Origin of the sequence: Pseudoclavibacter sp. Z016 (assembly GCF_002931215.1) — a bacterium.
GTDB lineage: Bacteria > Actinomycetota > Actinomycetes > Actinomycetales > Microbacteriaceae > Pseudoclavibacter.
The window spans coordinates 1-24,834 of sequence record NZ_PSTU01000023.1; the positions used below are offsets into that span (position 1 = coordinate 1).

Below are 24,834 nucleotides of genomic sequence, written 5' to 3' on the forward strand. Positions count from 1 at the left end.
CCCTTGGCTCGGCTCGCGGTCTCACCGCCCCGAAGAGGTCACTTTCCGCCCTTCCGAGGGCTGGGGATGGGCGGAAAGTGACCTCTTCGGGGCGGTGAGACCGCGAGCCGAGCCAAGGGCGTGCCGAGCCGTGCCGCCGCAGCCGTCGTATCCGGGCCCGGACGCGATGGGATACTGGCGGGATGGCACGCGTCAGTGGTTCAACAGCTCTCGAGGGCGTTCGCGCCCTCGCCGCATCGCTCTCCCCGGGCGAGTTGCTGCCGTCGGAACGCACGCTCTCAGCGCAGCTGGGGGTGGCTCGCATGACCGTCCGGGCGGCGATCGATGTCCTCGAGCGTGAGGGGCTCGTCCGCACGAAACGCGGTATCGGCACCGAGAAGCTCGCCCCGCCCGTCTCCCTGCAGGTTCGGCTGCGGTCGTTCGCGAGCGCCGTCCGCGAGCACGGGATGCGCGCCGAGACGCGGGTGCTCTCGTTCGTTCGGAGCACGGAGCGCCCGGCCGAGGTGGAAGAGCACCTGCAGCTCCCGCCGGAAGCTGAGACCATCCACCTGCGCAGGCTGCGCCTCGGCGATGACCGTCCGCTCGCGCTCGAGGATGAGTGGCTGCCCGCGGCCCTGGTGCCGCAGCTCGACGAGGAGACGGCCAAGGGGAGCCTCTACGAGATGCTCGAGACGCTCGATCTGCTGCCGACGGAGGGGGTCGAGGTCGTCACGGCCACGCTGCCGAGCCCCGAGGAGATCGAGGTGCTCGGCATCGCCGCGAGCTACCCGGTCCTGCGTCTCACTCGCGCCGCGATCGCCCGCGGCCTGCCCATGTCGTACTCGCGTGCGACGTTCCCCGCGGATCGTTTCGAGCTCACGTTCCCGCTCCAGGAGCGCCTCACGCTGCCCTTCTCCTGACGCAAACCGAACCACCGGCGAACTCTGGTCTATACCAGGGCGGATTTTCCAAGTAGAGTCCCCCTAACTTTTCCTTTGACCATGGAGTCACGCCATGAAATATCTCCAGAAACTCGGCAAGTCGCTCATGCTGCCGGTGGCTGTCCTGCCGGTAGCGGCGATCCTGTCCGGTATCGGGTACTGGATCCTCAACACGGCAGGCGAGAACTTCGTTCAGGCCTTCTTCACCGCTGCAGGTGGCGCGCTGCTCGACAACCTGCCCCTGCTCTTCGCGCTCGGCGTGGCAATCGGAATGGCATCGAAGCCAGACGGTACCGCCGCGCTCGCGGGGCTCGTGTCGTGGCTCGTCGTCACGCGGCTCCTCAGCCCTGAGACGGTCGCGACGCTGCAGGGCATCCCGGTTGAGGATGTCAACATCGGTTTCGGGCGCATCGAGAACGCCTTCGTCGGCATCATCTGCGGTCTCATCGGCGCGTACTGCTACGACAAGTTCAAGGACGTCCAGCTGCCGGCCGCCCTGTCGTTCTTCTCGGGCAAGCGCTCCGTCGCGATCGTCACGACCGGTGCATCCCTCGTCGTCGCACTCGTGCTCTACTTCGTGTGGCCGGTGCTGTTCGGCGGCCTCGTCTCGTTCGGTGAGTGGATGGTCGGGCTCGGCCCGGTCGGCGCCGGCCTCTACGGCTTCTTCAACCGCCTGCTCATCCCGCTCGGCCTCCACCACGCGCTCAACGCGGTGTTCTGGTTCGACGTCGCCGGCATCAACGACCTCGGCAACTTCCTGAACGGCACGGGCACGGCAGGCGTCACCGGCCAGTACATGACCGGCTACTTCCCGATCATGATGTTCGGTCTGCCCGGTGCGGCGCTCGCGATGTACCTCACGGCCAAGACCAACCGCCGCAAGGTCACCGCGGGCATCCTGCTGTCCGGCGCCTTCGCGTCGTTCTTCGTCGGCGTCACCGAGCCGCTCGAGTTCGCGTTCATGTTCCTCGCGCCAGCGCTGTACGTGGTCCACGCGATCTTCACCGGCATCTCGATGTTCATCATGGCGCTGCTGCCGGTGCGCATGGGCTTCGGGTTCTCCGGCGGGTTCATCGACCTCATGCTCGGCTGGGTTAACCCCCTGGCGCAGAATCCGTGGGCGATCTTCCTGGCCGGCGCCATCTGGTTCGTCATCTACTTCGTCTCGTTCTACTTCATCATCAAGCGCTTCGACCTGAAGACGCCGGGTCGCGAAGACGAGGAAGTCGAAGTGGATGAGACATCGACAGGGTCGTCGAAGTTCCTCAACCAGGCATCCGCGATCCTCAAGGGGCTCGGCGGCAAGGACAACGTGCTCGAGCTCGACAACTGCGCCACGCGGCTCCGCATGGAGATCGCCGACGTGTCGAAGGTGGATGATGCGGCCATCCGCCGTGCTGGTGCTGCCGGCATCATGAAGCCGGGCGGAAAGTCGGTGCAGGTCATCTACGGCCTCGAGGTGCAGTTCGTGAAGGATGCGATGGAGGACCTCATCGCAGGCCGAGTCGAGGCGCCTTCCGCGCCCGTCGCGGTGGCGGATGCCACGGTGGCCGCGCCTTCGCAGGGTGGCGTCGCCACGAAGACCGTGCTCACCGTGCGCCAGCCGGTTGCCGGTCGCGTCGTTCCGCTCTCCGAGGTTCCGGATGCGACGTTCTCCCAGGGGATCATGGGTTCTGGGGTCGCGGTCGAGCCCACGGGCGACACCGTGTGGGCGCCGGCAGACGGCACCGTCGCGCACATCTTCCCGACGAGTCACGCGGTCGCGTTGAAGCTCCGTGATGGCACCGAGCTGCTGGTCCACGTCGGTGTGGACACCGTGGAGATGAAGGGTGAGGGATTCGAGACGCTTGTCGCTGTCGGCGACGAGGTCGTGGAGGGCGCGCCACTCCTGCGGTTCGACCTCGACGCCATCCGCGCGGCTGGGCATCCTGCCGTGACTCCGGTCATCGTGCTCGGGGGTGGCGACGTCGAGCTGAGGCTGCGCCAGGACTGAGTTCGCGCTCTGATCAGCGGGGTGGGCTGCCGGATCGGCAGCCCACCCCGCTGCCCCTGGTGGACTAGACCACGCATCGGTTTCCCGGTATTGTGATGCGCAACACGCCTCGCCGATCCGGCCGCACGTCCAGACTGGACTGAGGCGCCCCGATCGCCTTCGATCTCTAGGAGCAGCGCATGGAAGTTGTCATCATGGCCGGGCCGGCAGAGGTCGGCGCCTTTGCAGCTGGACGAATCGCGGACGTCGTCGCGGGCAATCCGGAAGCGGTGCTCGGCGTCGCCACCGGTTCCAGCCCCCTGGAGACCTACCGCTCGCTCGCCGCCCGACGCGCTGAAGGCCTCGACTTCAGCCGAGTGAGCGCATTCGCCCTCGACGAGTACGTCGGCATCGCCAGGTCGCACGCCGAGTCGTACCACGCCGTGGTCGGCCGCGAGGTGGTCGAGCCGCTCGGCCTCGACCCCGCGCGGGTGCACGTGCCGGATGGCCTCGCGGCCGACCTCGACGCCGCCTGCGAGGACTACGAGGCCAAGATCGCCGCCGCTGGAGGCGTCGACGTGCAGCTCCTCGGCATCGGGGCGAACGGACACATCGGATTCAACGAGCCCACGTCCTCGCTCTCCTCCCGCACGCGCGTGAAGACGCTCGCCCCCAAGACACGCACCGACAACGCACGCTTCTTCGACAAGCCGGAGGACGTGCCGGTGCACTGCCTCACGCAGGGGCTCGGTACCATCCTCGACGCGCGCAGTGTCGTGCTCGTCGCGCAGGGTGCGTCGAAGGCGCGCGCGGTCGCCGCGATGGTCGAGGGGCCCGTCTCCTCGATGTGGCCGGGTTCCGTGCTGCAGCTGCACCGCCGGGCGACGATCGTCATCGACGAGGCCGCGGCCGCCGAGCTCACCATGGCCGACTACTACCGGTACACGGTCGAGCACCGAGCCGGCGTCCAGCCCGAGGCGTAGCCCTCGAGGGCGGCCGCCGCGCCCTATCGTCCGCTGCGACGAGGCTCGCCGTCGGCGTTGCCGTCGGCGTCGTGAACGTGGCGTCGCGGAAACCTCGGCTTATCGTCGGCCTATCGGCCTATCGGCCTATCGGCCTATCCGCCTCTCGGCGGGGATGCGGCCGCGGCGCATCCGCCGCTTGCTCTGGCGCGCGTGGTCGAGTGACGCTGATGGGTTTTCGCGACGCTGATGGGTTTCTCGGATACGCGTGATGGGTTCTGCCGACCGGTGATGGGTAAAAACCCATCACGGTCGCCGAAACCCATCACGCGCCTCAGGATGTCGGGGGTCGCGCCGACGCAGCGCGAAGGTGGCACGGACGGCAGGATCACCGCTGGCAGGTGCGGCAGGGCGGTGCGCGCGGTGCCTGCAGTGCCTGCGGTGCCTGCGGTGCCCGCAGTGCCGGCGGCCAGCGCTGCGTGGGGGCGGGCGTCGCTCAGCGAATCCACTCGCCGCGACGCATGACCCGCTGCACGCCGAGCGACTGGTCCAGTACGACGAGATCCGCCGAGTATCCCGGCAGCAGCGACCCGACCTTCTCGAGGCCGAGGGCGGTCGCCGGCGTTGTCGACGCGGCCCGCACCACGTCGACGAGCGGCAGTCCGGCCACGGCCACCGCGTACTGCACCGCTCGCGCCATCGTGAGCGTCGATCCGGCGATCGCGCCGCCCTGCGTGAGGCGGGCGACTCCGCCGCGCACCTCGACGTCGAGCGAGCCCAGCGTGTAATCGCCATCGTGCATGCATGCCGCCGACATCGCGTCGGTGACGAGCATGAACTGGTGCGGCTTCGCGACTGCGGCGAGACGGAGGGCGGCAGGATGCACGTGCGTGCCGTCCGCGATGAGCTCGATCACCGCATCCGGGTGCTCGAGCAGTGCTGTGGCGGGGCCGGGTTCGCGGTGGTGCAGTCCGCGCATCGCATTGAAGAGGTGCGTGCCGACCGTTGCACCGTTGTCGAGCGCTTCGCGGGCGATGTCGTAGGAGGCGTCTGTGTGTCCGATGGCGGCGACGACCCCGGCGTCGGTCAGCGCCTTGATGGTGTCGAGACCACCGGGCAGCTCGGGTGCGAGCGTGACCATGCGCACCTGCCCGCGCCCTGCCGCCAGCAGCGCAGCGAGATCGCGACTGTTCGGCTCGATGAGGTGCTGCTGCGCGTGGGCGCCCGGATGCTCGCGGCTCAGCCATGGCCCCTCGAGGTGGATGCCCGCGAGGGTGCCCTCCTCCACGAGGGTCGCGAGCGCCGCGACCGAGTCGCACATCGCGCCGATCTCGTCGGTGACGAGGCTCGCGACGAGCGAGGTGGTGCCCTGCTCGAGATGCGTGCGCACCGCTGTCTTCGCCGCGAGTGCGCCGCGTCCGTCGCCCGCGCCGGCGTCGTCGAACCCCGCGCCGCCTCCACCGTGCACGTGGCCATCGACGAAGCCGGGCGCGATCGTCGCTTCCCCGAGTTCGACGATGTCGCCGGAGTCCGCGGGGGGCCGCCCCGAGCCCACACGCTGCACGACGGTTCCCTCGATCTGCACCCACCCGGGCGAGAGGTGGCTGTGCGGCGTGATGACGTTCGCGGCGCTGACGATCATTCTGCTCGCTCCGTCTGTTCGGTCCTGCTCACTGGTCTGTACCAGTTGTACTTTTGCTCGTGTGGACCTCGGTGTCAAGTCGGGAAGAGGAGGAGCGCGGCTCTTGGGCGGCGTCGACAGCGACCGCCGAGGCCAGCGTTTCCCGGCCCGCGACGAGCCCGCGGATCTCGGCGAGGCGTGCACGCTTTCGCCCGCGCCTTCCAGTAGCGGAAGTGCCGCCGCATCTGCCATTCTTGGCTCCAGTTCCATCAGCACCATCAGTTCCTGTTCCAGCCCCCGCTCCTGTTTCAGTGCCTACTCCCTGAGGTGACTTGGTGAATTCTGCTCGTACTCTCCCGCGCCTCACAGCTGCTGTCGTCGCTGCCGGACTCGTCTTCGGCGGATTCGGGGTCGGAGCAGCGTCGGCTGCCCCGGCGACCGATGACAGCGACAAGCTGTCGGGAAGGCTGACCGCCCTGGCGGCCGTCGACGTGTCCGCTGACCCTGCGGCAGCGGAACAGCAGCTCGCAGCGGCCACGCCGACGCAGCTCGCGCTGCCGGAGTCTGGCCCGGCGAGCCTGCAGCTGAGCGGCGGCAGCGTCGCGGTCACCGTCTACTACTCGACACCCCCGCTGGCCGCCGATATCGACGCACTCGCTGCGCTCGGCACCATCGACGCGGTCGCCGCGAAGTACCTCGTGATCGGAGCGACGGTTCCGGCGGGCAATCTCGAAGCCGTCGCAGGGCTTGCGAACGTGCAGTCGGTGCAGGAGACTCTCTCGCCGGTGTCCAGCGGTTCCGCGTGGGATGCGGCCAACGCTCTGACGGTGGCGGAGCCGACGACGGAGCCGACGGCGGAGCCGACGACGGGACCCGCTGTGGAACCCACCACCGAACCGGATGCGGACCCCAGCGCATCCGCTGACACCTGCCGCGCGGTGCCGGCCAACCTCACCGAGCCCCTCAATGTTCCCCTCGCGCGAGACCTGTATGGCGTGGATGGTGAGGGGGTGCGCATCGGGATCATCTCCGACTCGTACGACCATGCGACCGTGACGCTGCCGTCGACACCGGACGAGGATGTGGCCGCGGGCCTGCTCCCGGGAGCCGGCAACCCGTGCGGCTACACGCAACCCGTTGAGGTCGTGGTCGAGAGCGCGGCCCCGAGCACCGACGAGGGGCGCGGCATGGCCCAGCTGGTCCACTCCATCGCACCCGGCTCGACGCTGCTGTTCGCGTCCGGCAGCGGAGGGCAGGCTGGCTTCGCAAACGCCGTCGAACGTCTCTCAGAGGCCGGGGCCGACATCATCGTCGACGACCTCGGATACTACGACGAGACGATGTTCCAGGACGGAGTCGCCGCCAACTCCGTCAACGATGCGGTTGCGCTCGGCATCCCCTTCTTCACCGCCGCTGGCAACGACACGATCGTCGGCAGCCTCGGCGAGAGCGAAGGTCGCGTCATCTCCTCATGGGAGGCACCCGCCTACCGGCCGACGGCCTGCCCGGCTGCTGTCGCCGAGAACCTCGACCAGTTCGACATCACCAGCGCCGACTGCATGGACTTCGACCCGGGCGCGGGCGAGGACCCCACGAACACGCTGACCTACCCGGACCTCGCCGCCTACGACGTCAACGCCCTGTTCATGTTGCAGTGGGCTGAACCCGCTGGGGCCGCCACCAGCCGCCTCGTGGTCGCCGTCACCGACGCCGCCGGCGAGCTCGTCGCGGGCAGCCCCCTCCCCGCGGCAGGCTCGCCCGTGCAGCTCGCGGGCTTCCAGCCCACCGGCGGCGACTACAACTACACGATCGTTCGAGACACCAGCGATGGTGTACCGGCTCTCAACCCGCGGGTGAAGACGATCTTCCCGAGCAGCTACCTCCGGGCCGCCGAGTACTCCGCGGGCACCGGCGGCGACATCGTCGGGCCCTCGATCTACGGACACGCCGGCACGCCCCGAGCGTTCAGCGTCGCGGCCGCCAACGCTGCCACACCGACGGAGCTCGAGAACTTCAGCGGCACCGGGCCCATGACGCTGTACTTCGAAGCGTTCCCGAGCACAGACGCGCTGCCCGAGCCCATCTCGGGTGCGCCGACGCTCACCTCGCTCGACGGAGGCTGGACGAACTTCTTCGGAAGCGCAGTCCAGGGCGCTGAGGGCGTCTACTCGTTCACCGGCACCTCGGCTGCTGCACCGTCAGCGGCAGCAGTTGCGGCGCTCGGGATGCAGCTCCGCCCGGGCATCACGGAGCAGGAGCTGCGGGCCGCGATCACGGCAACTGCCGAACCTATCGGCAGCATCCATGAGTTCGTCAGCGTCGCGGACTCGGCCGGGTCCGGGCTCGTCGACGCGGCCGCGTTCCTCGCAGCGCTGCCCGCGCCGACGCCGACGCCGACGCCGACCCAGACGTCGACAGCCGTCCCGGTCACGCCGACGGCGGTGCCGGTTCCCGGAGTCGAGACCCACACTCCCGTGGCGACGAGCGCGACCTCGACTCCAGTGGCCACCGGGGAGCTTGCGCAGACCGGCGTCGATTCGTCGCCTGCGCTCGTGGCGGCGATCAGCGCCCTCGCGATCGCGATCGGCATCGCCGTGACGCTCGCGAGCGCTCGCAGGAAGCTCGACAACAGGTAGGGCCCGCCGCCGCGAGTCCCGCATCCCACCGCTGCGGCGCCGCATCCCACCGCTGCGCCGCCGCATCCCACCGCTGCGCCGCCGCATCCCACCGCCGGAGTCCGAGCAGTGTTGTGGCGCGGTGCTGTTCGTGAGCGCGCGCGCCGCGCTTTGCCACAACTCTGGTGGGGAGTGGCGGGTGCGGCAGCTGCGAGGCAGCGGCGGATGGGGGGCAGCCGCGGATGGGGCGTGGCAGATGGCGGACCGGCGGCTGGGTGGGCCGGGGGTTGGCGCGGTCACCGCTGGACTCGGCGCGGTGAGCGTGGGATTCGGCGCGGTTGTCGCAGTGAGGCGCAAGCGTTGCGACGAGAAGTAGTGGGTGCCCGCGCTCCGTCGCACGCGGACGGATGCTCGGGGAGTTGTGGCGGAGTGCTGTTCGAGAGCTCTCGGGCAGCACTCCGCCACAATCTTGCCGGACGGCTGCAGAGACGGGGGGGAGGAAGAGGCGGATGAGTGGGGCGGTGACGCGGAGCCGCGCCAGGCGACCCGGCGGCGTGAGCCGCGCGCGGGCTACCCGGTGACGAGGCGGTGCTCGTAGGCGAACACGACGATCTGGGCGCGGCTCGACAGCTCGAGCTTCGCGAGCACGTTGCGGACGTGCGTCTTCACGGTCGCCTCGCTCACGAACGCGGCGGCCGCGATCTCGCTGTTGCGCAGCCCCTTCGCGGCGAGGAGGAAGATCTCCCGCTCTCGAGGGGACAGTGCGGCGATCGCGACGTCGGGGCGTGGGGCGATCGCGGTCGGTTCCGGGGCCGGAGACGCCCCGCGAGCGATGCGCCCCACCGGCATCGCCGGGGCATCGCCCGCGTGCACGGCGCGGATCGTGTCCAGCAGCATCTCGGGCGTCGCATCCTTCGTGACGTACGCGCTCGCGCCGTTGTGCATGGCCTGCAGCACCGCCTCGTCCTGCCTGAACGTGGTCAGCATGACGACGCGCGGGCGCGGGCCCGTCTCGTCGGCGTACGGGGCCGCCTCCAGGATGCGCCTGGTCGCGGCGATTCCGTTGAGGCCGGGCATGCGGATGTCCATGAGCACCACGTCGGGGCGTTCTCCGACGACGAGCTCCACGGCTTCCTCGCCGTCGCTCGCCGTGCCGACCAGCTCGAGGTCGGGCTGAGATTCCACGAGCATGCGCATGCCGTAGACGAACAGCTCCTGGTCATCCACGAGGGCGATGCGGATGCGCGGGGCTGAGCCTGATCGAGCGGCGCAGATGTCGACGGGCTGGGTGGCGGTGTCGTCGCTCACTGCGCGTCCTCCTTGCGGCTGGCGGCGAGGTGGGTGTCCTCGGTCGCAGCGACCCGCGGCACGATGTCCTGCGTCGGGATGAAGGCCGTCACCACGAAGACCTGGCGCTCTTTCGCCTCGCCGTCGCTCGGCTCGGCCCCCGCGGTCAGCCAGCCGCCCGCGAGGCGCGCACGCTCGCGCATTCCCGTCAGCCCGAGGCCGCTGCGCTGCGGCGGATCCTCTGCGGAACCCGAACTGCTGGCCCCGGTGCTGACGATGTTGAGGGAGAGCCCGGCGCCGCGCCAGTCGAGGGAGACCGTTGCCGACGCTTCGGAGCCCGCGTGCTTCATCGCATTCGTGAGGCTCTCCTGCACGATCCGGAACACGCTCAGCTCCTGCACCTGGGAGAGCCGCTTGCGTTCGCCGAGGTGTCGCAGCTCGACCTCGAGCCCGGCGTCGCAGGCCTGATCGATGAGGGCGCCCAGCTCATCGAGCTTCGGCTGCGGGGCTGAGCCCGCCCCGCCGATGTCCTCGAGGAGGCCCTGCAGTTCGAGGAGCGTGCTCCGAGCGTTGTCGGCGATCTTCTGCAGGTCGTCGGCGGGTTCGCCGCGCGACTCGCGAAGCAGCCTAGAGCCATCCGCCATCGAGATCGTCACGGTCAGCGAGTGCGCGAGCACGTCATGCACTTCGCGAGCGATGCGGGACCGTTCGTGCAGCACGAGGACCTCCGTGGAGGACGCAGACAGCTCCTCCGTCAACGCGGTGCGCATGGCGCGTTCGCGCGCCCACTTGATCGCGAACTGGGTCGAGGTGCCGAGTGCCCAGGCCAGGACGGTCAACGCGACGAACACCAGCGCCAGCTGGGCAGCCGACGAGAGCAGGAGCTCGGGCATGGGTGGCGCGACCGTCACGCCGGCGATCTGTCCGTCTGGCCCGGTCATCAGCTGCACCATGCTCTCCTGCATGGTCAGGTCGATCTCTCCGAGGCCCAGGTTGCGCGCCATATCCTGGGCACCGTCCTGGAAGAACAGCTCGCCGCTCGCGGAGTAGCGTTCGACACCGGCTCCGTAGCTCCCGGTCCAGAGCAGCCACTGCCCGAGGTAGACCAGCATGAACGCGAGACCGGCCGCATGGGCCACGCCTGCTGCAAGCGATCCCCAGGTGAGTGCGCCTCGCGAGCGAACGGTAACGAGGAACACGATGAGGGGCATGGCGAGGTGCACGGGCCAATCGTTTGCCGAGGCCATGGGCAGCATCCCCGACAGCTGCAGGACCGGGACCAGCAGCCCCATGCCCAGGGCGACCCGCGGGAAGCGTCGCGAGATGCCGATGGCAACGCCGTAGATGACCGGTGCCGCGTAGAACGGCAGGTGGCTGTTCCACCGCCCAACCTCCGCGAAACACCACAGTGCGACGAAGAGCGCACCCACCGCGGGCTCGAGAAGCCAGCGCAGTCGGGCGGTGGAGAGGCGATCGAGGATTCGGAGCATGCTCACCAAGCTAGGGGCGATTCCGGTTGGGGAGGGCGACGTGGACGCCTGCGGTGTCCCGTTTCATCCGAAGGGGTGAGCGGGGGCGGTGCTCGCGGCGCTGATGCCGCGCATCCGCACCCGTGATGTGCGCTTCGGGCCGTCGGCCGCCAAGCTGGAATCGCCAGCGTCGGCACCGGCGCGCCCCGCGAACCGAAGGTCGTGACCCCACCGATGACTGACAACCGCGCCGCATTCGAGCACTTCGTCGAGCTGTTCTATACGCGCAAGCGCGTGGCTGAGGCCTTCGACTCCCTGGTCTCCGCCGACTACCGCCAGCACAACCCGAACATCGCCGACGGGCCCGCGGCTGCCGTCGAGGCGCTCACGCCGAAGTCCGACGGGTCACCGGATGCGACGTTCAGCGTCGAGCGCATCATCGTCGACGGCGACCTGGCGATGGTGCACGTGCGTGCCTCCCGCCCCGGAGCCCCGGACGCGGCCGTTGCGGACATCTACCGCTTCGCGGGTGGCCGCATCGTCGAGCACTGGGACGTGCTCCAGCAGGTGCCGGCCACGAGCATCCACGACCACCCCATGTTCTGAGGCTCAGACCACGCCGGAGGTGCCGAGCAGCGAGCCGATCAGGAACGTCGCGCCGAGCGCGAGCGCGCCTCCGGCGACGACGCGGATCGTCGGTCGCAAGGGTGGGCTCTGCCCGATGCGAGCGCTGAAGTAGCCGGTCGCTGCTAGGGCGAGCAGTACGACGGCGAAGGTCCCTGGCACTCGGATGCTCTCGGGCAGGAGCAGGATCGACAGCAATGGCAGCAGTGCGCCGGTCGTGAAGGCGAGTGCGGATGCGCCGGCCGCGGCGAGCGGGCTCGCGACGGCTTCCTCACTCAGTCCGAGCTCGGTCTCGAGATGGGCGGCGAGCGCGTCTCGTGCCGTGAGCTCGATGGCCACCTGCTGCGCGGTCTCCGGAGTCAGCCCCTTCTGCTCGTAGAGGCCCGCGAGCTCGGCGAGCTCTTCCTCGGGCTCCTCCTCGAGCTCGCGACGCTCCTTCGCGATGAGCGCGTGCTGGCTGTCGCTCTGGCTGCTGACGGACACGTACTCGCCGAGCGCCATCGAGATCGCGCCGCCCACGAGTCCCGCGGCCCCCGCCGTGAGGATCGCGGGCGTCGCGGTGGTGGCCCCGGCCACGCCGACGACGAGCGCCGCGACCGACACGATGCCGTCATTCGCGCCGAGGACTCCGGCGCGTAGCCAGTTCAGGCGGCCGTGGATGGACGCGTCGTGCGGTTCGTTCGCGTGGGCGCCGGGGGCAGGCGCGGCGGGTGCGGTCATGGGCGTCATCCAAGCACGCAGGATGCCGTGTCTGAGCGGTTCGACGGTGGCGTTCTGGTGAGTGCGACCTTCGAAGACCTCGTGCCTACTCGGCTGCGCGAGGGTCGATGAGGATGTCGAGCTCGTTCCACAACCGCTCGGCGGCGTCGATGCGCACCTTGGTGGCCTCTGGGTCGAGCTGCGCGAGCGTTGCGACGAGGCCCTGCTGCACCGCCATGGGGACGGTGAGCGACGGGAAGAACGACGTGCCTTCTGCGGGGATCTTGATGAGGTCGTCCACTGCGCCCTCGAGCTGCGGAGGCAGGTAGTCGGTGAGTGCCACGACCGTCGCGCCCTGCCGGTGGGCGGCGTTGGCGGCCGCCACGATGGTGCGGTAGTGCCGCCAGTAGCTGCACACGATGAGCAGGTCCCCGGCGCCCATCTGGGCGACGCTGTTCGAGAGCGCGCTGTCGCGGTCGAGGAGCGCGTGCACGTGATAGCCGGCGATCTGCAGGTTGTGGACGAGCGCCTGGCCGACGGCGGCGAAGCTGCCCATCGCCGTGACGTGCACGCGCTTCGCCGATTGCACGGCCGACGCGACGCGGGCGATCGCCACGTCGTCGATGTCGCGCATCGTGGCTGCGAGGAGTGCGGCGTCGTTGCGCAGCGCGTTCTGGAACGGAGTGTCCGTGAGGCCGTGGATCTCGGCGATGTCGACCATCGACAGCTGTGCGAGGTAGCGGGTGCGCAGGGCCTGCTGCAGGTCCGGCCAGCCCTTGAAGCCGAGCTGCTGGGCGAGGCGCGTCGTCGTGGATGCGCTCACCCTCGCCGACGCTGAGATCTCGGCGGCCTGTGCGTAGCTGGCGGCGTTGATGTTCGTGACGAGGTAGTTCGCCAGCTTCTGGCTGGTGGGGCCGAGGTTGCTGCCGGCGAGGACGCCCCGCAGCCACGCGTCGGGGGAGAGTCGCGTCTCGTCGTCGGTGGGCGGTTCGACGGCTGGCATGTGTTCATTTCAGCACGGATCCGCTGGGGGTTGCGTGCCGCGGGTCGGTTCCCCGGACAATCCTGCAAGAGATTTCGCGCGGGTTACATTTCTGCAATCTCTGTTGCATGATGGATGCGGCTGGATCATGCTTTCTCGAACACCGACGTTCCGATCCCTCAGGAGACCCCGTTGTCACTCACAGCACGGCTCGATCGCCTGCCGATCAGCAAACCCCACTACGCGCTCCTCCTCATCGGCGGGCTCGGCTACACCTTCGACGGCATGGACGGCGCGATCGTCGCCTTCCTCATGCCGAGCGTCCGCGACGTCTTCAGCCTCGAGGCCGCGCAGCTCGGCCTCGTCGGCTCCGCCGCCCCCTTCGGGTTCCTCTTCGGGGCCCTCCTCGCCGGCTACCTCGGCGACAAGATCGGCCGCAAGAAGGTCATGATGTGGTCGCTGGTGCTGTACGCGGTCGCATCCCTCGTCGCGGCCCTCTCCTGGAACTTCGAGATCTTCCTCTTCATGCGCATCCTCGCCGGAATGGGAGCCGGAGCCGAGAGCGCCATCATCGCGCCCTTCCTCTCCGAGTTCGTGCCCAAGCACCGACGCGGCTGGTTCGTGGGCACGCTCGCCGGGTTCTTCTCCTTCGGGTTCGTCGCCGCCGCACTCATCGGGCGCTTCGTCGTCCCCGCCTCAGAGGATGGCTGGCGCTGGGCGCAGGTCCTCACCTTCCTGCCCATCGTCATGCTCCTCTGGTGGCGACGCTCGCTCCCCGAATCGCCGCGCTACCTCGCCAGCGTCGGCAGGCACGCGGAAGCGGAAGCCGTGGTCGCGAGCTTCGAAGACCGAGTGCGCGCATCCACCGGCAAGGACCTCCCGGCCGTCGACCCGAACGCGCCAGAAGAGGAAGCACCCGTCAAGTTCGGCTTCATCAAGGCCGTCAAGTTCCTGTGGGGCCGCACGATGTGGCGCATCACGGCGACGACCTGGCTCATCTGGTTCGTCATCACGTTCTCCTACTACGGCTTCTTCACCTGGATCCCGACGCTCCTCGTCGACCGCGGCATCGACGTCACGACGAGCTTCACGTACTCGCTCTACATCTACCTCGCACAGATCCCCGGCTACTTCAGCGCCGCGTACCTCAACGAGAAGCTCGACAGGAAGTTCACGATCGCGCTCTACCTCATCGGCTCCGCCGGTGCGGCACTGTGGATGAGCCAGGCCAACGACCCGATCATGGTCACGGTCGCCGGCATCGTCCTCTCGTTCTTCCTCAACGGCACCTACGCCGGCGTCTACGCCTACACGCCGGAGGTCTTCCCGACCTGGCTGCGCGCGACCGGCGTCGGGATGAGCTCGTCGTTCGGCCGCATCGGCTCGATCACGGCCCCCATCATCATCGGCACCTTCGCCGCCCAGTGGGGCTTCGTTGGAGTGTTCGGCATGACCACGACCGTGCTCGTCATCGGCGTCGCCTGCACGCTCCTCTTCGCCGTCCGCACCGCCGGGCGCTCGCTCGAGGACATCACGGGAAGCGGCAAGGGCACGGACAAGCAGGCAATCGAGAAGAAGGAGAGCAACGCATGACCCCGAATGGAGAACGAGTGCGCAACGGAGAACTCGGACGGAACAGCGAGGTGGCACTGGAAGCGGTGGATTGGGCGGGCATCCACCACACGATCGAGCAGGAGGTGGGGGTCGTGCTGTTCACGGTCCTTCGCTTCACCGAGGGCGGGGCCGTCATGGAGCGCATCTACTCGTCGCACGCCGACGAGTACCCGGTCGGCGGCACGAAGCAGGTCGCGACGCAGGTGTCCCCAGACTGGGTCGCCGCCTGCCGCGACTCGGGGGAGCCGTTCCTCGGTGCCACCCCGGCAGACCTCGACCGCATCTTCGACGACGCGAGCACGATCAAGGCCCTCGGCTGCGGCTCCATCCTCAACGTGCCCATCCTGGGCCCGGGCCCGGACGGCACCCCGCTCGCCACCGTCAACATGTGCGCCCCGGAGGGCACCTACACGCCGACGGCGCAGGAACGCGCCGTGCAGATCATCGACACCGGCGTGGAGAGCGCCGAGCAGCAGGGAGCATCCGCATGACCTCGAACCTGATCATCCGCAACGCCACGTGGCTCGACGTCGACGCGGGGGAGTACCGCACGGGCGACCTCTCGATCCGCGACGGGCGCTTCGAGCGGGTCGGTGGCCAGATCGAAGCGCAGGACGGCGTCGAGGAGCTCGACGCAGCCGGTCGATACCTCCTGCCCGGCCTCATCGACTGCCACGTGCACGTCACCGCCCACACGGCAGACCTGCCCTCGATGGGTGAGGAATCGCCGAACTACGTCGCGCTCCAGGCGGCGAAGCTCATGGGCGAGATGCTCGACCGCGGCTTCACGACCGTGCGCGACGTCGCCGGCGCCGACTTCGGCCTGCACGACGCGCAGGTCGACGGCCTCGTGCGAGGCCCACGGCTCTTCTTCGGCGGCAAGGCGCTCTCGCAGACCGGCGGGCACGGCGACCCGCGATCGCGGGGCCGCGACAGCCATGACGGCGAGTACACGTGCTCCCACATCGGCAGGGTCGTGGATGGCATCTCCGCCGTCCGGCACGCGGCCCGAGACGAGATCCGCCGCGGCGCGCACCACATCAAGATCATGGCCGGTGGCGGAGTCGCCTCGCCCACCGACCGCGTCGACTCCACGCAGTTCTCCGTCGAGGAGATCGAGGCCGTCGTCGAGGAGGCGACCGCCGCCAACCGCTACGTGACCGCACACGCCTACACCGCGCGCGCCATCAACCGCGCCCTCCGGGCAGGCGTGCGCGGCATCGAGCACGGCAACCTTCTCGACGACGAGTCGATCGAGCTCTTCCTCGAGCACGACGCCTACCTCACCATGAACCTCGTCACCTACTGGGCGCTCATGGAGGAAGGCCGCGAGCACGGCCTGCCGCAGGACAACTGGGTGAAGGTCTCCGACGTGCTCGAAGGCGGCAAGGTCGCGCTCGAGAAGGCCCACAAGGGCGGCGTCAACCTCTGCTACGGCAGCGACCTGCTCGGCGGCATGCAGCGCCACCAGGCCCGCGAGTTCGAGGTGCGCGCCGAGTTCATGCCCGTCATCGACATCATCCGCAGCGCGACGACCACGGCCGCCCGCCTGCTCCAGCGCGAAGGTGAGCTCGGCGTGATCGCGCCGGGCGCACACGCCGACCTGATCGCCGCATCCACCGACCCGCTCGACGACGTGAGCGTGCTCGCCGAGTCGCGCCTCGACTGGGTCATGCAGGGCGGGACGCGCGTCTAGGACGGCGGGCGCCGGCCGGCCCGGCGGTTCGGGGCTCGAGAGTTGTGGCGGAGTGCTGTCCGGGCGTCGACCGGATGCACTTCGCCACAACTTCGGACGCGAAGGACAGCCCGGGCGCGCGCGGGTACCCGGACGCGCGTCAGCTGTCTAGCGAATCTCGCGCACCTCGAACTGCATGCGCGGGTTCGCGAACGCATCCTGAGCCGCGACGATCTGCAGCTCGCGCTCGCCGGAGTCGAGCGTGGTCTGCAGCAGATCGAAGACACTCGAGACGGTCGCGGAGAGTGCCTCGGCTGCCGAGCCCGACGTGCGGTAGTGCGCCGTGAAGAGGGCCGACGTGACATCGCCGGAGCCGTTCGCCTTGAACGGCAGGTACGGGGTCTGCACGATCCACGCCCCCGAATCGTCGACGGCCATCATCTCGATCGTGCCCTCAGGTCGGTCGGGTCGCTCGACGCTCGTGACGAGCACCGTGCGCGGCCCGAGGTCGCGGGCGCGCTGCACCGAGTCGAGGGTCTCCTCGATCGTCGCGGGTGTCGTGCGCGTGAGGAAACCCAGCTCGAACTGGTTGGGGGTGAGGATGTCGGCGACCGGCACGACCCGCTCACGGATCAGCTCCGGGATCGCAGGAGCGACGAAGCAGCCCGACTTCGCGTTGCCCATGACGGGGTCGCACGTGTAGCTCGCCGCCGGGTTGAGCTCCTTGGTGCGCTTGACCGCGTCGACGACGACATCCACGATCTCCTCGCCACCCAGGTAGCCAGACAGCACCGCGTCGACCTGGGCGAGCGCGCCGCGCTCCTCGATGCCGAGGATGACGTCGCGCACATCGGACGCAGGAAGGAGCGGACCGCGCCACGCGCCGTAGCCCGTGTGGTTCGAGAACACGACCGTCGAAACCGGCCACACCTCATGTCCGAGGCGCTGCAGCGGGAACACGGCGGCCGAGTTGCCCACGTGCCCGTAGGCGACCGACGACTGGATCGACAGGATCTTCATCCCCCGATCTTGCCACGCCGAGCGCCGCAGCGCGCTCGGGCGACGCCATGCGACGGGTTCGGCTGCTCGCCGCATCTCCCACGTGGGGCGGATGCATCTCCCGCCCACGGCCGAGGCCGGTGTCGGTGGCTGCCCATAGCGTTGGAGGACGGGACAGGAACACGGCCGAGAACTGGGGAAGCGAATGTCACACGAACGTCAGCAGGAGCACCCTGCCGGGGCGCCGCAGATCGCAGAAGCACCGAGAGGTCCGGCGAAGCGCATCCTCGTCATCACGGCACTCGTGGCAGGGATCGTCGCGGTGGTGCTCGGCATGGTGGTCGGCCCGCAGCGTCAGTCGCTCGGCACGCAGGTCGCCGGCGATGAGGCGCTCGCGGCCAGGGTCGTGGATGCGGTGGGCGGGCACGGCGGCTTCCGCTCCGTCGTCGTCGCCGAGGTCACACCGGAGAGCACGACGTGGGCCGGGGTGGGCAAGACGGGTGATGGCCGCAACGGGCCAGTGCCCACTAACGAGACGCTCTACGAGCTGGGTTCGGTCACGAAGACCTTCACCGCCGCGCTGTTCGCCGATGCGATCGAACGCGGAGAGGTGGGCGCCGAAGACCCGCTCTCGACGCACATCCCCGAGCTCGAAGGGACTCCGGCCGGTGAGGTGACGCTCGCGAGCCTCGCCCAGCACAGCTCCGGCCTCCCGCGCCTCGGCCCGGCCTTCGCCATCGAGTCGCTCGCGGCTTCCCTCTCCGGAGGCAACCCCTACGGCCCGCAGACGCGCGAGGCCATGATCGCCGACGCGGCCTCCGCTCCCGTCGACCCCGCGCAGGGCCCCGTCTACTCGAATCTCGGAGTGGCGCTCCTCGGCACGGCCCTCGTCAACGCGTCGGGCGCCGAGAGCTACCCGTCGCTGCTCGAGGAGCGCGTGCTCGGGCCCGTCGGCATGCAGTCGACGACGATCGCCACGACCGAGGCCGAGGTGCCGGCCGAGACCACCCCAGGCTTCCTCACCAACGGCGCTTCGACCGATCACTGGTGGGGCGAGGGGTACGCGCCGACCGGATCCTCGACGACAATCGACATCGACGACCTCGCCGCGTGGGCTGCCGCCAACCTCGACGGCTCCGCACCTGGCGCGTCGGCGCTCGAGCCGACGGCGCAGTTCGCCGAAGGCAGCGACATCGGCTGGGTCTGGCAGAGCACGCAGGTCACGAACCCCACGGCCGACTCGAATCCGACGCTCACCTGGCACAGCGGCGGAACCGGTGGGTTCGCCTCCGTCGTCATGATCGACCGCGAAGCGCAGAAGGCGGTCGTCGTGCTGGGGAACACGCAGCAGGTCGTCGACCCCATCGCCGTGTCGCTGCTCAGCGGAGCCGAGGTGCCCGACCTCGGCGCGCAGGGCTCGCTCCTGCTGTGGGTGACGTTCGGATTCGCTGTGCTCGCCTCGGGTCTCGCCCTGCTCTTCGCGTTCCGCTCGAAGGCGGCGCTGCCCATCGTGAACTGGCTGCTGCTCGCCGCCGCGGGCCTCGTCAGCCTCTGGTTCGCTGGACCATGGGCGAGCGTCGGCGGCTGGGCGTTCGGGCTCGCTCTGGCACCAGCGCTCGCGGCGGTCGCGGTCGGCGTGCTGCGCTCTCCAGCGCTCCGCTTCCAGCCTAAGAGATGGGCCTGGCTCAGCTGGGTCGGCCTCGCCGTGGTGCTGCTCATCCTCGGGTCGACGCTGCTCGTCATCTGAGCTGAGACGTCAGTGCACCGGCGGGCCGCACCCGACCGGCGCGGCGTGCTCGAGGTCGCGCTTACGCGCAGCCCTCGAGCACGTCGCGCATCGCATCGTGCTCGGCCTGCGTCACCCAGAGGCGGTAGGTGGCCTTCACGACGATCTGCCGTGCAACGTAGGTGCAGTGGTACGACTCCTGGGGTGGCAGCCAGTTCGCCGCATCCTGACTCTTCTTGTCGTCGTTCACCCACCCCGCCGTCGCCTGCAGGTTCATGGGGTCGTTCGACAGCTCCACCCGCTCCTCGAACGACAGATCCTTCGCGCCAGTGCGCCACGCATTCGCGAGCGCCACGACGTGGTCGATCTGCACGAGCGGGCTCGTGTCGGGACCCCGCTGGAAGTCGATCTCGTCCCCCGAGTACGGGTCGACGAAGACGCCCGTGTCGACTCGGCAGCCGTCTCGGTTGCGGTTGACCTCGGTCATGGATGCGGCCAGTGCGTCGTTGCGAGCGTCGCAGCCGTTGCCGTCCGGGTCCTGCCAGCCCTCGCCGAACGAGCCCTCGCGGTCGAACTCCTGCCATTCGTCGCGCGGAGCGACGTCGAGCTCGCCGAGCACGTCGAGGGCATCAGCGGCGAAGGATGCCGGATCGTCACCCTCGGCGGCGGCCTCGACCTCGCCGGCGAGGTCGACGAGCTGGCTGGACTCGGGAGCGGTGCTGCCGTCTGCGGGCGACGTCGCCGGAGGGGCGAGGGGCGTGCATCCCGCGAGCAGGGCAGCGACGCCGATGAGCGCCGCGGCCGCGAGCGCACGGCGGCCGGAACGGTGAACGGAGCGGCGCGCGGTGGGCGAGGAGGTGGGAGGCACTTGGAGCTTTCTCGAGCGGGTCTGCCGCTCAAGACTGCCACAGGGCGGGGCACCGAGCACGAAGCTCACCTCCTCTCCTCGTGCGCGGACTCAGAGGGAGCGCCTGGCATGACGGTGGCAGAATGTGGGAGCCGCGGCTGCCCGCGGTCACACGCCGCACACCCCCGGGGGAACATCCATGACTGAAGTAGGCCAGACCGGCTCACCCGCTGGGTCCGAAGGCGACTCCCAGCGACCTGTTGCCCTCGTCACGGGCGCAACGCGCGGCATCGGCGAGGCCATCGCGCAGGAGCTCGGTCGCACCCACCACGTCCTGGTCGGCGGCAGGGAGCCGCGCGCGGTTGCCGAAGCCGCGGCGCGCATTCCCGGAGCCACCCCGTTCGTTGCCGACCTCTACGACGAGCGTCAGCTTGCCGAGGCGACCCGCAGCATCCGCCGTCTCGACGTGCTCGTGCACTCGGCGGCCGTGCTCGGCGGGCACGACGCGATCGCCGAGAGCTCACGCGAGCGCTTCCGCCGCGCCTTCGAACTCAACGTGTTCGCGGTCGCCGACCTCACCCGCCTCCTGCTGCCGCTCATCCGCTCGAGCGAGGGCACGATCGTCATGATCAACTCAGGCTCCGGCTACGCGAGCGGCGCGGGCACGAGCGTCTACAGCGGCACGAAGTTCGCGCTGCGCGCGCTGACGGACGCGCTCCGCGAGGAGGAACGCGAACACGGCGTCCGCGTGTCGAGCATCCACCCGGGACGCGTCGACACTGACATGCAGCGGGAGCTGCGCCAGCTCGAGCACGGCAGCTACGAGCGGGAGCGCTACCTGACCCCCCAGGCCGTCGCCCAAGCTGTACGCCTCGCCGTCGACACTCCAGCTGGCGGGGCGGTCGACGAGCTCAAGATCCGCCCGATGCGCTGAGGACGCGGACCAGACCATGGGCGGCACCAACCAGATCTTCACCATCGTCGCGTTCGCGCTGCTCGTCGTGCTCGTGCTCGGCCTCGGCCTGCTCGTCGCGATCTTCGTGCAGCGACACCGGGCGAAGAAGGCGAAGGCCGCGTCGGACCTCCGGAAGGCCGAGCGCCGCAGGGCTGTCGATGCGGGCATCGCAGGCCTGCACGAGGACACCGACACGAGCGGCGGCATCTCCCTCCTTGGGCTCTCTGTGCAGCAAGCGGTACCGGATGCCCCGAGCGGCGCACCTGCGAAGCCATCGCCCTGGGCGGCGGCGCCGCGCCCTGCCGAACGGCAGGCCGCCTGGCTGTCGGCTTCAGTGCAGCGCGCGTCTGGAACCCCGGGGTCTGGGTTGCCGGGGTCTGGCGTGCCGGAGTCTGCGGTGCCGGAGTCTGGGGTGCGCGGGCCTGGAGCGCCGGTGCCCGGAGCTCCGTGGTCTGGAGGACAGGGAGCTGGAGGACAGGGAGCTGCAAGAGAGGGAGCTGCAGGACAGGGGTTCGCGGTGCGCGCGCCCGGCGTCGCGGAGTCCGGAGTTCCGGGGCTCACGGCCCATGGCGGAGGGGCACAGGACCGAGGGGCGCAGGCTCCTCCAGCCCCGCCTCGGTACGCGCCCGCTCCGCCAGCTCCGGTCGAGTCTGCTCAACGACCGGCGGCGCCTGACCTTGTCCCTCCTGCGCCAGCGCCTGCCGCGGCGTCTGATCCAGAAGCCTCCGTTCCAGCGCCGCACCAGTACGGGTCGACGTTCAGCGGCCGCGGACCCCGAAGCAGCTGACCCCACTCCCACTCCCGCCCCCACAGCCACAGCCACAGGAGCGAGCCAGAAGCATGTTGCCGGCGCGCGGAGGGTGTTCCTGGGTGACTTGTCTGTGCCCGGGGCGCAGAGACAGAGACGCGCCCCCGGCGACCGTGAAGGTCGGGCCGGGGGCGCGTCTGTCGAGTGCTGCGAGCAGCTACGCGTGCGAGGCGGCGTGGTCTTCCACGGCGTGCTCGGCTTCGGAGTCGTCACCGGAGAGGACCGCGTCGAGGCTCTCGCGCACGATGCGGAGACCCGTCTGCAGCTCGTCGCTCGTGAGCGTGAGCGCCGGGAGGAACTTGAGGACCTCTTCGAAAGCGCCCGCGGTCTCGATGACGAGTCCGCGCTGGAACGCCTCGGCGGAGATGCGCGAAGGCAGGTCGCGGTCGTCGAGGCTGACGATGCCGTACATGAGGCCGCGGCCGCGCACCGTGAGGCCGAGCTGCGGGTAGTCGGCGGCGATGCTCTCGAGGCCAGCGCGCAGTTCGGCGGAACGCTCCGCGACCGTCGTCATGAACACGTCGTCAGCCCAGTACTGCTCGAGCGCGACGCGTGCCGTGACGAATGCGAGGTTGTTGCCGCGGAAGGTTCCCGTGTGGGCGCCCGGCTTCCACACATCCACTGCGGGGCGGAGGAGGACCAGCGACATGGGCAGGCCGGATGCGGAGATCGACTTCGACACCGTGACGAGGTCGGGGACAATGCCAGACTCTTCGAACGCGAAGAAGGATCCGCTGCGGCCGATGCCGGCCTGGATCTCGTCCAGGATCAGCAGGATGCCGCGCTCTTCCGTGATCGTGCGGAGGCGTCGCAGCCATTCGGGGCTCGCGACGTTGATGCCGCCCTCACCCTGGATGGCTTCGACGATGACGGCGGCGGGCAGGTCGAGGCCGCTGCCGGTGTCGTCGAGCATCTTCTCGAACAGGTCGAGCGTGTCGAGCTTGTCGCCCAGGTATCCCTCGAAGGGGAGGCGGGTGACGTCGCCAAGGGTCGTCCCGGCGGCGTCCCGGTACTTCTTGTTGCCGGTGACCGCCACCGCGCCGAGGCTGAGGCCGTGGAAGCCGTTCGTGAACGCGACCACGTTCGTGCGCCCCGTCGCCTGGCGCGCGACCTTGAGGGCCGCCTCGACGGCGTTGGCGCCGGTGGGGCCGGTGAACTGGATCTTGTAGTCGTAGCCGCGCGGCTCGAGCACGTACTGCTCGAACGCTTCGATGAACGCCCGCTTCGCGGAGGTCGCCATGTCGAGGCCGTGGAGGATGCCGCCGTGTTCGATGTACTCGACGAGCGCCTTCGTGAAGAGGGGGTTGTTGTGCCCGTAGTTGAGCACGCCCGCTCCCGCGAAGAAGTCGAGGTATTCGTCGCCGTCTGCCGTCACGAGGGTCGAACCGGATGCGCGGTCGAACACCACGGGGAATGAGCGGATGTATCCGCGGACTTCTGACTCGCGACGGTCAAATACTTCAAGGGGCGAGAAGTCGCTCATGCTCAGTTCACCTTCTGCTTGTTGACGGGGCCCGTTTGTGACGGGCCGGGCTTGCCTTTATGGAGCCGCAGGGCGGATGCGTGGGGCTGGTCGCCGCGCATCCTGAGATTCTGAGCTTACGGCTATGCCCGGGAATCCGGAGGCTGGCTTGCTACATTGTGGCCGTTCGGGCGGCGATCGTCCGCAACGAGATGGGGGTTCCATGACTGAAATCACAGTGCCTGCGCCGGTGCAGGCCCTTGTCGATGCGATCAACGACGGGGATGAGCAGGCGTTCGTCGACGCGTTCGCCGAAGACGGCTGCGTCGATGACTGGGGCCGCGTGCTCGAGGGGCGAGAGGGTGTCAGCAGCTGGGCGCAGAGTGACGCCATCGGGCAGAGCGCTCAGATGGTCATCAAGGAGTCGACTACCGAGGGCGACACGACCGAGTTGTTCTTCGACTGGCGCAGCAACCGTTTCAACGGCACCTCGCGCGCGTTCGTGACTGTCGAGGGTGACAAGATCAAGCGGTTCAGCATCCCGTCGCACCGCTAGTCGGCCGATGCGCGGCCTGGCGGTGCGGATTCTGCAGGGGGTGGCGCTCAGCGCACGGTGAAGAGGAATCCGTCGACGAGATCGGTGAGCTGGCTCGGCGTGACCCGTTGGCGCTGAGGGACCAGCCAGGCTGGCTGGATGCTCTCCAGCAGCCCTTCTCGCACCATGATGTCGGCTTGTTGCGCGTATCCGCGGGCCACATCTTCAGATAGGCCGTACAGGACGACGTCGGCGAAGCCGAGGTTCTCGGCGAACGTTTCGAGGTAGACGACTCTCGTGGGTCCCGCGCCGCGCTCGCCGAGCGGTAGCTCGTGGAGGTACTGGCTCTCTTCGCGGTATCGGTCCCAGAGCTTCGACCAGCGGCGTTGCAGGGGTGACCGCACGAAGGTGAGTGCGACGACGACGGCGAGCGCCGCGAGGTAGACGGGCACCGCCCAGGCGGGGAGCAGAGGGGCCAGCAGCAGCAAGCCGATCGGCACCACCAGGAGGCCCGCGAAGGCGCGGCTGTATGGGCTCCCGAGGAGCCGCGACACCCAGGTGCCGCGGGCCGACGTGTCGACGCGGTGGCGGTCGAGTTCGGCGATGACGCTCGTCTTCAGCGCCGCTCTGCGGGCAGGATCGTCCCTGCCGGTGCGGTCGACTCGCGCCCGGTCCGCTGGCCGGCGTGTCCCCGATGGGAAGTAGGTGTCCACGACAGCCTGCGACCAGGCAGGCAGCAGCGGATCGTCGCCGAGGAACTCGACCTCCCACCCCGTCGCAACCGGGGGCCGGTAGCCCGCGTCGGTGATTCTCGCCGCGCCACCCGCGTCGTCGACCTCGTGGATGCGCAGCATCCCGCGGTGCGCCAGCCAGAGGAGCTCGCCAGCGAAGGCTGTCTCCCAGCCGCGGCTGTCGTCGTCGAGTCGTTTCAGACGGTGCTGCGCGGCGAGTGGCGTCAGCGGCAGTCTCGAGCCCGGAGAGATCGGCAATTTCATCAGGAGAAGCGCGATCGCGGATGCGGTGATGATCAGGAAGGCGGCGAACGCAATTGCTGCCCACAGG

Annotated in this window: 21 protein-coding genes; 12 read left to right on the forward strand and 9 right to left on the reverse strand. The window is 69.4% G+C overall.

Annotated elements, in window-relative coordinates; all coding sequences use genetic code 11:
* Positions 1-182 precede the first annotated feature (182 nt).
* The 3 genes from C5B99_RS18030 to nagB all read left to right on the forward strand — a co-directional run bounded on the left by C5B99_RS18030 (position 183) and on the right by nagB (position 3,875).
* The gene (locus C5B99_RS18030; protein WP_104244665.1) at positions 183-899 is read left to right on the forward strand and encodes a GntR family transcriptional regulator; all 717 of its coding nucleotides are present in this window, start codon (positions 183-185) and stop codon (positions 897-899) included.
* 94 nt (positions 900-993) lie between these two features.
* A complete protein-coding gene (gene nagE / locus C5B99_RS18035) occupies positions 994-2,913 on the forward strand; it encodes an N-acetylglucosamine-specific PTS transporter subunit IIBC (RefSeq protein ID WP_104244667.1) in 1,920 nt (639 codons plus the stop codon).
* 179 nt (positions 2,914-3,092) lie between these two features.
* Complete coding sequence (nagB, locus tag C5B99_RS18040) at positions 3,093-3,875, forward strand: glucosamine-6-phosphate deaminase (protein ID WP_104244669.1); 783 nt, start codon at positions 3,093-3,095, stop codon at positions 3,873-3,875.
* A gap of 475 nt (positions 3,876-4,350) precedes the next feature.
* On the opposite strand, the gene nagA is transcribed toward nagB, so the two are convergent.
* Positions 4,351-5,496: an N-acetylglucosamine-6-phosphate deacetylase gene (gene nagA, locus C5B99_RS18050; RefSeq protein ID WP_104244673.1), complete on the reverse strand. Its 1,146-nt coding sequence runs from the start codon at positions 5,494-5,496 to the stop codon at positions 4,351-4,353.
* Between the two features lie 314 nt (positions 5,497-5,810).
* Between nagA and C5B99_RS18060 the strand changes: the two genes are divergently transcribed.
* A complete protein-coding gene (locus C5B99_RS18060; protein WP_181065056.1) occupies positions 5,811-8,111 on the forward strand; it encodes a S8 family serine peptidase in 2,301 nt (766 codons plus the stop codon).
* A gap of 549 nt (positions 8,112-8,660) precedes the next feature.
* On the opposite strand, the gene C5B99_RS18065 is transcribed toward C5B99_RS18060, so the two are convergent.
* Together C5B99_RS18065 and C5B99_RS18070 are read right to left on the reverse strand one after the other, a co-directional pair.
* Positions 8,661-9,287: a response regulator transcription factor gene (locus C5B99_RS18065; RefSeq protein WP_104244775.1), complete on the reverse strand. Its 627-nt coding sequence runs from the start codon at positions 9,285-9,287 to the stop codon at positions 8,661-8,663.
* Positions 9,288-9,394: 107 nt separating this feature from the next.
* Positions 9,395-10,867 carry a sensor histidine kinase gene (locus C5B99_RS18070; protein WP_104244679.1) on the reverse strand — a complete coding sequence of 491 codons (1,473 nt, stop codon included), beginning with the start codon at positions 10,865-10,867 and terminating at the stop codon, positions 9,395-9,397.
* Between the two features lie 213 nt (positions 10,868-11,080).
* On the opposite strand from C5B99_RS18070, the gene C5B99_RS18075 reads away from it, so the two are divergent.
* On the forward strand, positions 11,081-11,452 hold the full coding sequence (locus tag C5B99_RS18075) for a nuclear transport factor 2 family protein (RefSeq protein WP_104244681.1): 372 nt from the start codon (positions 11,081-11,083) through the stop codon (positions 11,450-11,452).
* A 3-nt stretch (positions 11,453-11,455) separates the two neighbouring features.
* On the opposite strand, the gene C5B99_RS18080 is transcribed toward C5B99_RS18075, so the two are convergent.
* Both C5B99_RS18080 and C5B99_RS18085 read right to left on the reverse strand, forming a co-directional pair.
* Complete coding sequence (locus tag C5B99_RS18080; protein WP_104244683.1) at positions 11,456-12,190, reverse strand: VIT1/CCC1 transporter family protein; 735 nt, start codon at positions 12,188-12,190, stop codon at positions 11,456-11,458.
* Positions 12,191-12,275: 85 nt separating this feature from the next.
* Positions 12,276-13,172, reverse strand: a complete 897-nt coding sequence (locus C5B99_RS18085) for a MurR/RpiR family transcriptional regulator (RefSeq protein WP_104244685.1) — start codon at positions 13,170-13,172, stop codon at positions 12,276-12,278.
* 171 nt (positions 13,173-13,343) lie between these two features.
* Between C5B99_RS18085 and C5B99_RS18090 the strand changes: the two genes are divergently transcribed.
* The 3 genes from C5B99_RS18090 to C5B99_RS18100 are packed head-to-tail and all read left to right on the forward strand — an operon-like array spanning position 13,344 to position 16,461.
* On the forward strand, positions 13,344-14,744 hold the full coding sequence (locus C5B99_RS18090) for an MFS transporter (RefSeq protein WP_104244687.1): 1,401 nt from the start codon (positions 13,344-13,346) through the stop codon (positions 14,742-14,744).
* Complete coding sequence (locus C5B99_RS18095) at positions 14,741-15,256, forward strand: GAF domain-containing protein (RefSeq protein WP_146082056.1); 516 nt, start codon at positions 14,741-14,743, stop codon at positions 15,254-15,256. Before C5B99_RS18090 ends, C5B99_RS18095 begins: the two co-directional genes overlap by 4 nt.
* A complete protein-coding gene (locus C5B99_RS18100; protein WP_104244691.1) occupies positions 15,253-16,461 on the forward strand; it encodes an amidohydrolase family protein in 1,209 nt (402 codons plus the stop codon). The genes C5B99_RS18095 and C5B99_RS18100 overlap by 4 nt, the downstream gene beginning before the upstream one ends.
* 147 nt (positions 16,462-16,608) lie before the next feature.
* Here C5B99_RS18100 and pdxY read toward each other — a convergent pair whose 3' ends face one another.
* A complete protein-coding gene (gene pdxY, locus C5B99_RS18105) occupies positions 16,609-17,460 on the reverse strand; it encodes a pyridoxal kinase PdxY (protein ID WP_104244693.1) in 852 nt (283 codons plus the stop codon).
* 184 nt (positions 17,461-17,644) lie between these two features.
* On the opposite strand from pdxY, the gene C5B99_RS18110 reads away from it, so the two are divergent.
* Positions 17,645-19,186, forward strand: a complete 1,542-nt coding sequence (locus C5B99_RS18110) for a serine hydrolase (protein ID WP_104244695.1) — start codon at positions 17,645-17,647, stop codon at positions 19,184-19,186.
* Positions 19,187-19,247: 61 nt separating this feature from the next.
* Here the strand turns inward: C5B99_RS18110 and C5B99_RS19520 are convergent, their stop codons facing one another.
* Complete coding sequence (locus C5B99_RS19520; protein ID WP_219819677.1) at positions 19,248-20,033, reverse strand: HNH endonuclease family protein; 786 nt, start codon at positions 20,031-20,033, stop codon at positions 19,248-19,250.
* 178 nt (positions 20,034-20,211) lie between these two features.
* Here C5B99_RS19520 and C5B99_RS18120 point away from each other — a divergent pair, with 178 nt between their 5' ends.
* Positions 20,212-20,946, forward strand: a complete 735-nt coding sequence (locus C5B99_RS18120; protein ID WP_104244697.1) for an SDR family oxidoreductase — start codon at positions 20,212-20,214, stop codon at positions 20,944-20,946.
* Between the two features lie 16 nt (positions 20,947-20,962).
* The gene (locus C5B99_RS19095; protein WP_146082057.1) at positions 20,963-21,754 is read left to right on the forward strand and encodes a hypothetical protein; all 792 of its coding nucleotides are present in this window, start codon (positions 20,963-20,965) and stop codon (positions 21,752-21,754) included.
* A 178-nt stretch (positions 21,755-21,932) separates the two neighbouring features.
* Here the strand turns inward: C5B99_RS19095 and ectB are convergent, their stop codons facing one another.
* Positions 21,933-23,258: a diaminobutyrate--2-oxoglutarate transaminase gene (gene ectB / locus C5B99_RS18130; RefSeq protein ID WP_104244701.1), complete on the reverse strand. Its 1,326-nt coding sequence runs from the start codon at positions 23,256-23,258 to the stop codon at positions 21,933-21,935.
* 202 nt (positions 23,259-23,460) lie between these two features.
* On the opposite strand from ectB, the gene C5B99_RS18135 reads away from it, so the two are divergent.
* Positions 23,461-23,793: a nuclear transport factor 2 family protein gene (locus tag C5B99_RS18135; RefSeq protein WP_104244703.1), complete on the forward strand. Its 333-nt coding sequence runs from the start codon at positions 23,461-23,463 to the stop codon at positions 23,791-23,793.
* A 47-nt stretch (positions 23,794-23,840) separates the two neighbouring features.
* Here the strand turns inward: C5B99_RS18135 and C5B99_RS18140 are convergent, their stop codons facing one another.
* On the reverse strand, positions 23,841-24,767 hold the full coding sequence (locus C5B99_RS18140) for a hypothetical protein (RefSeq protein WP_146082058.1): 927 nt from the start codon (positions 24,765-24,767) through the stop codon (positions 23,841-23,843).
* Positions 24,768-24,834 lie beyond the last annotated feature (67 nt).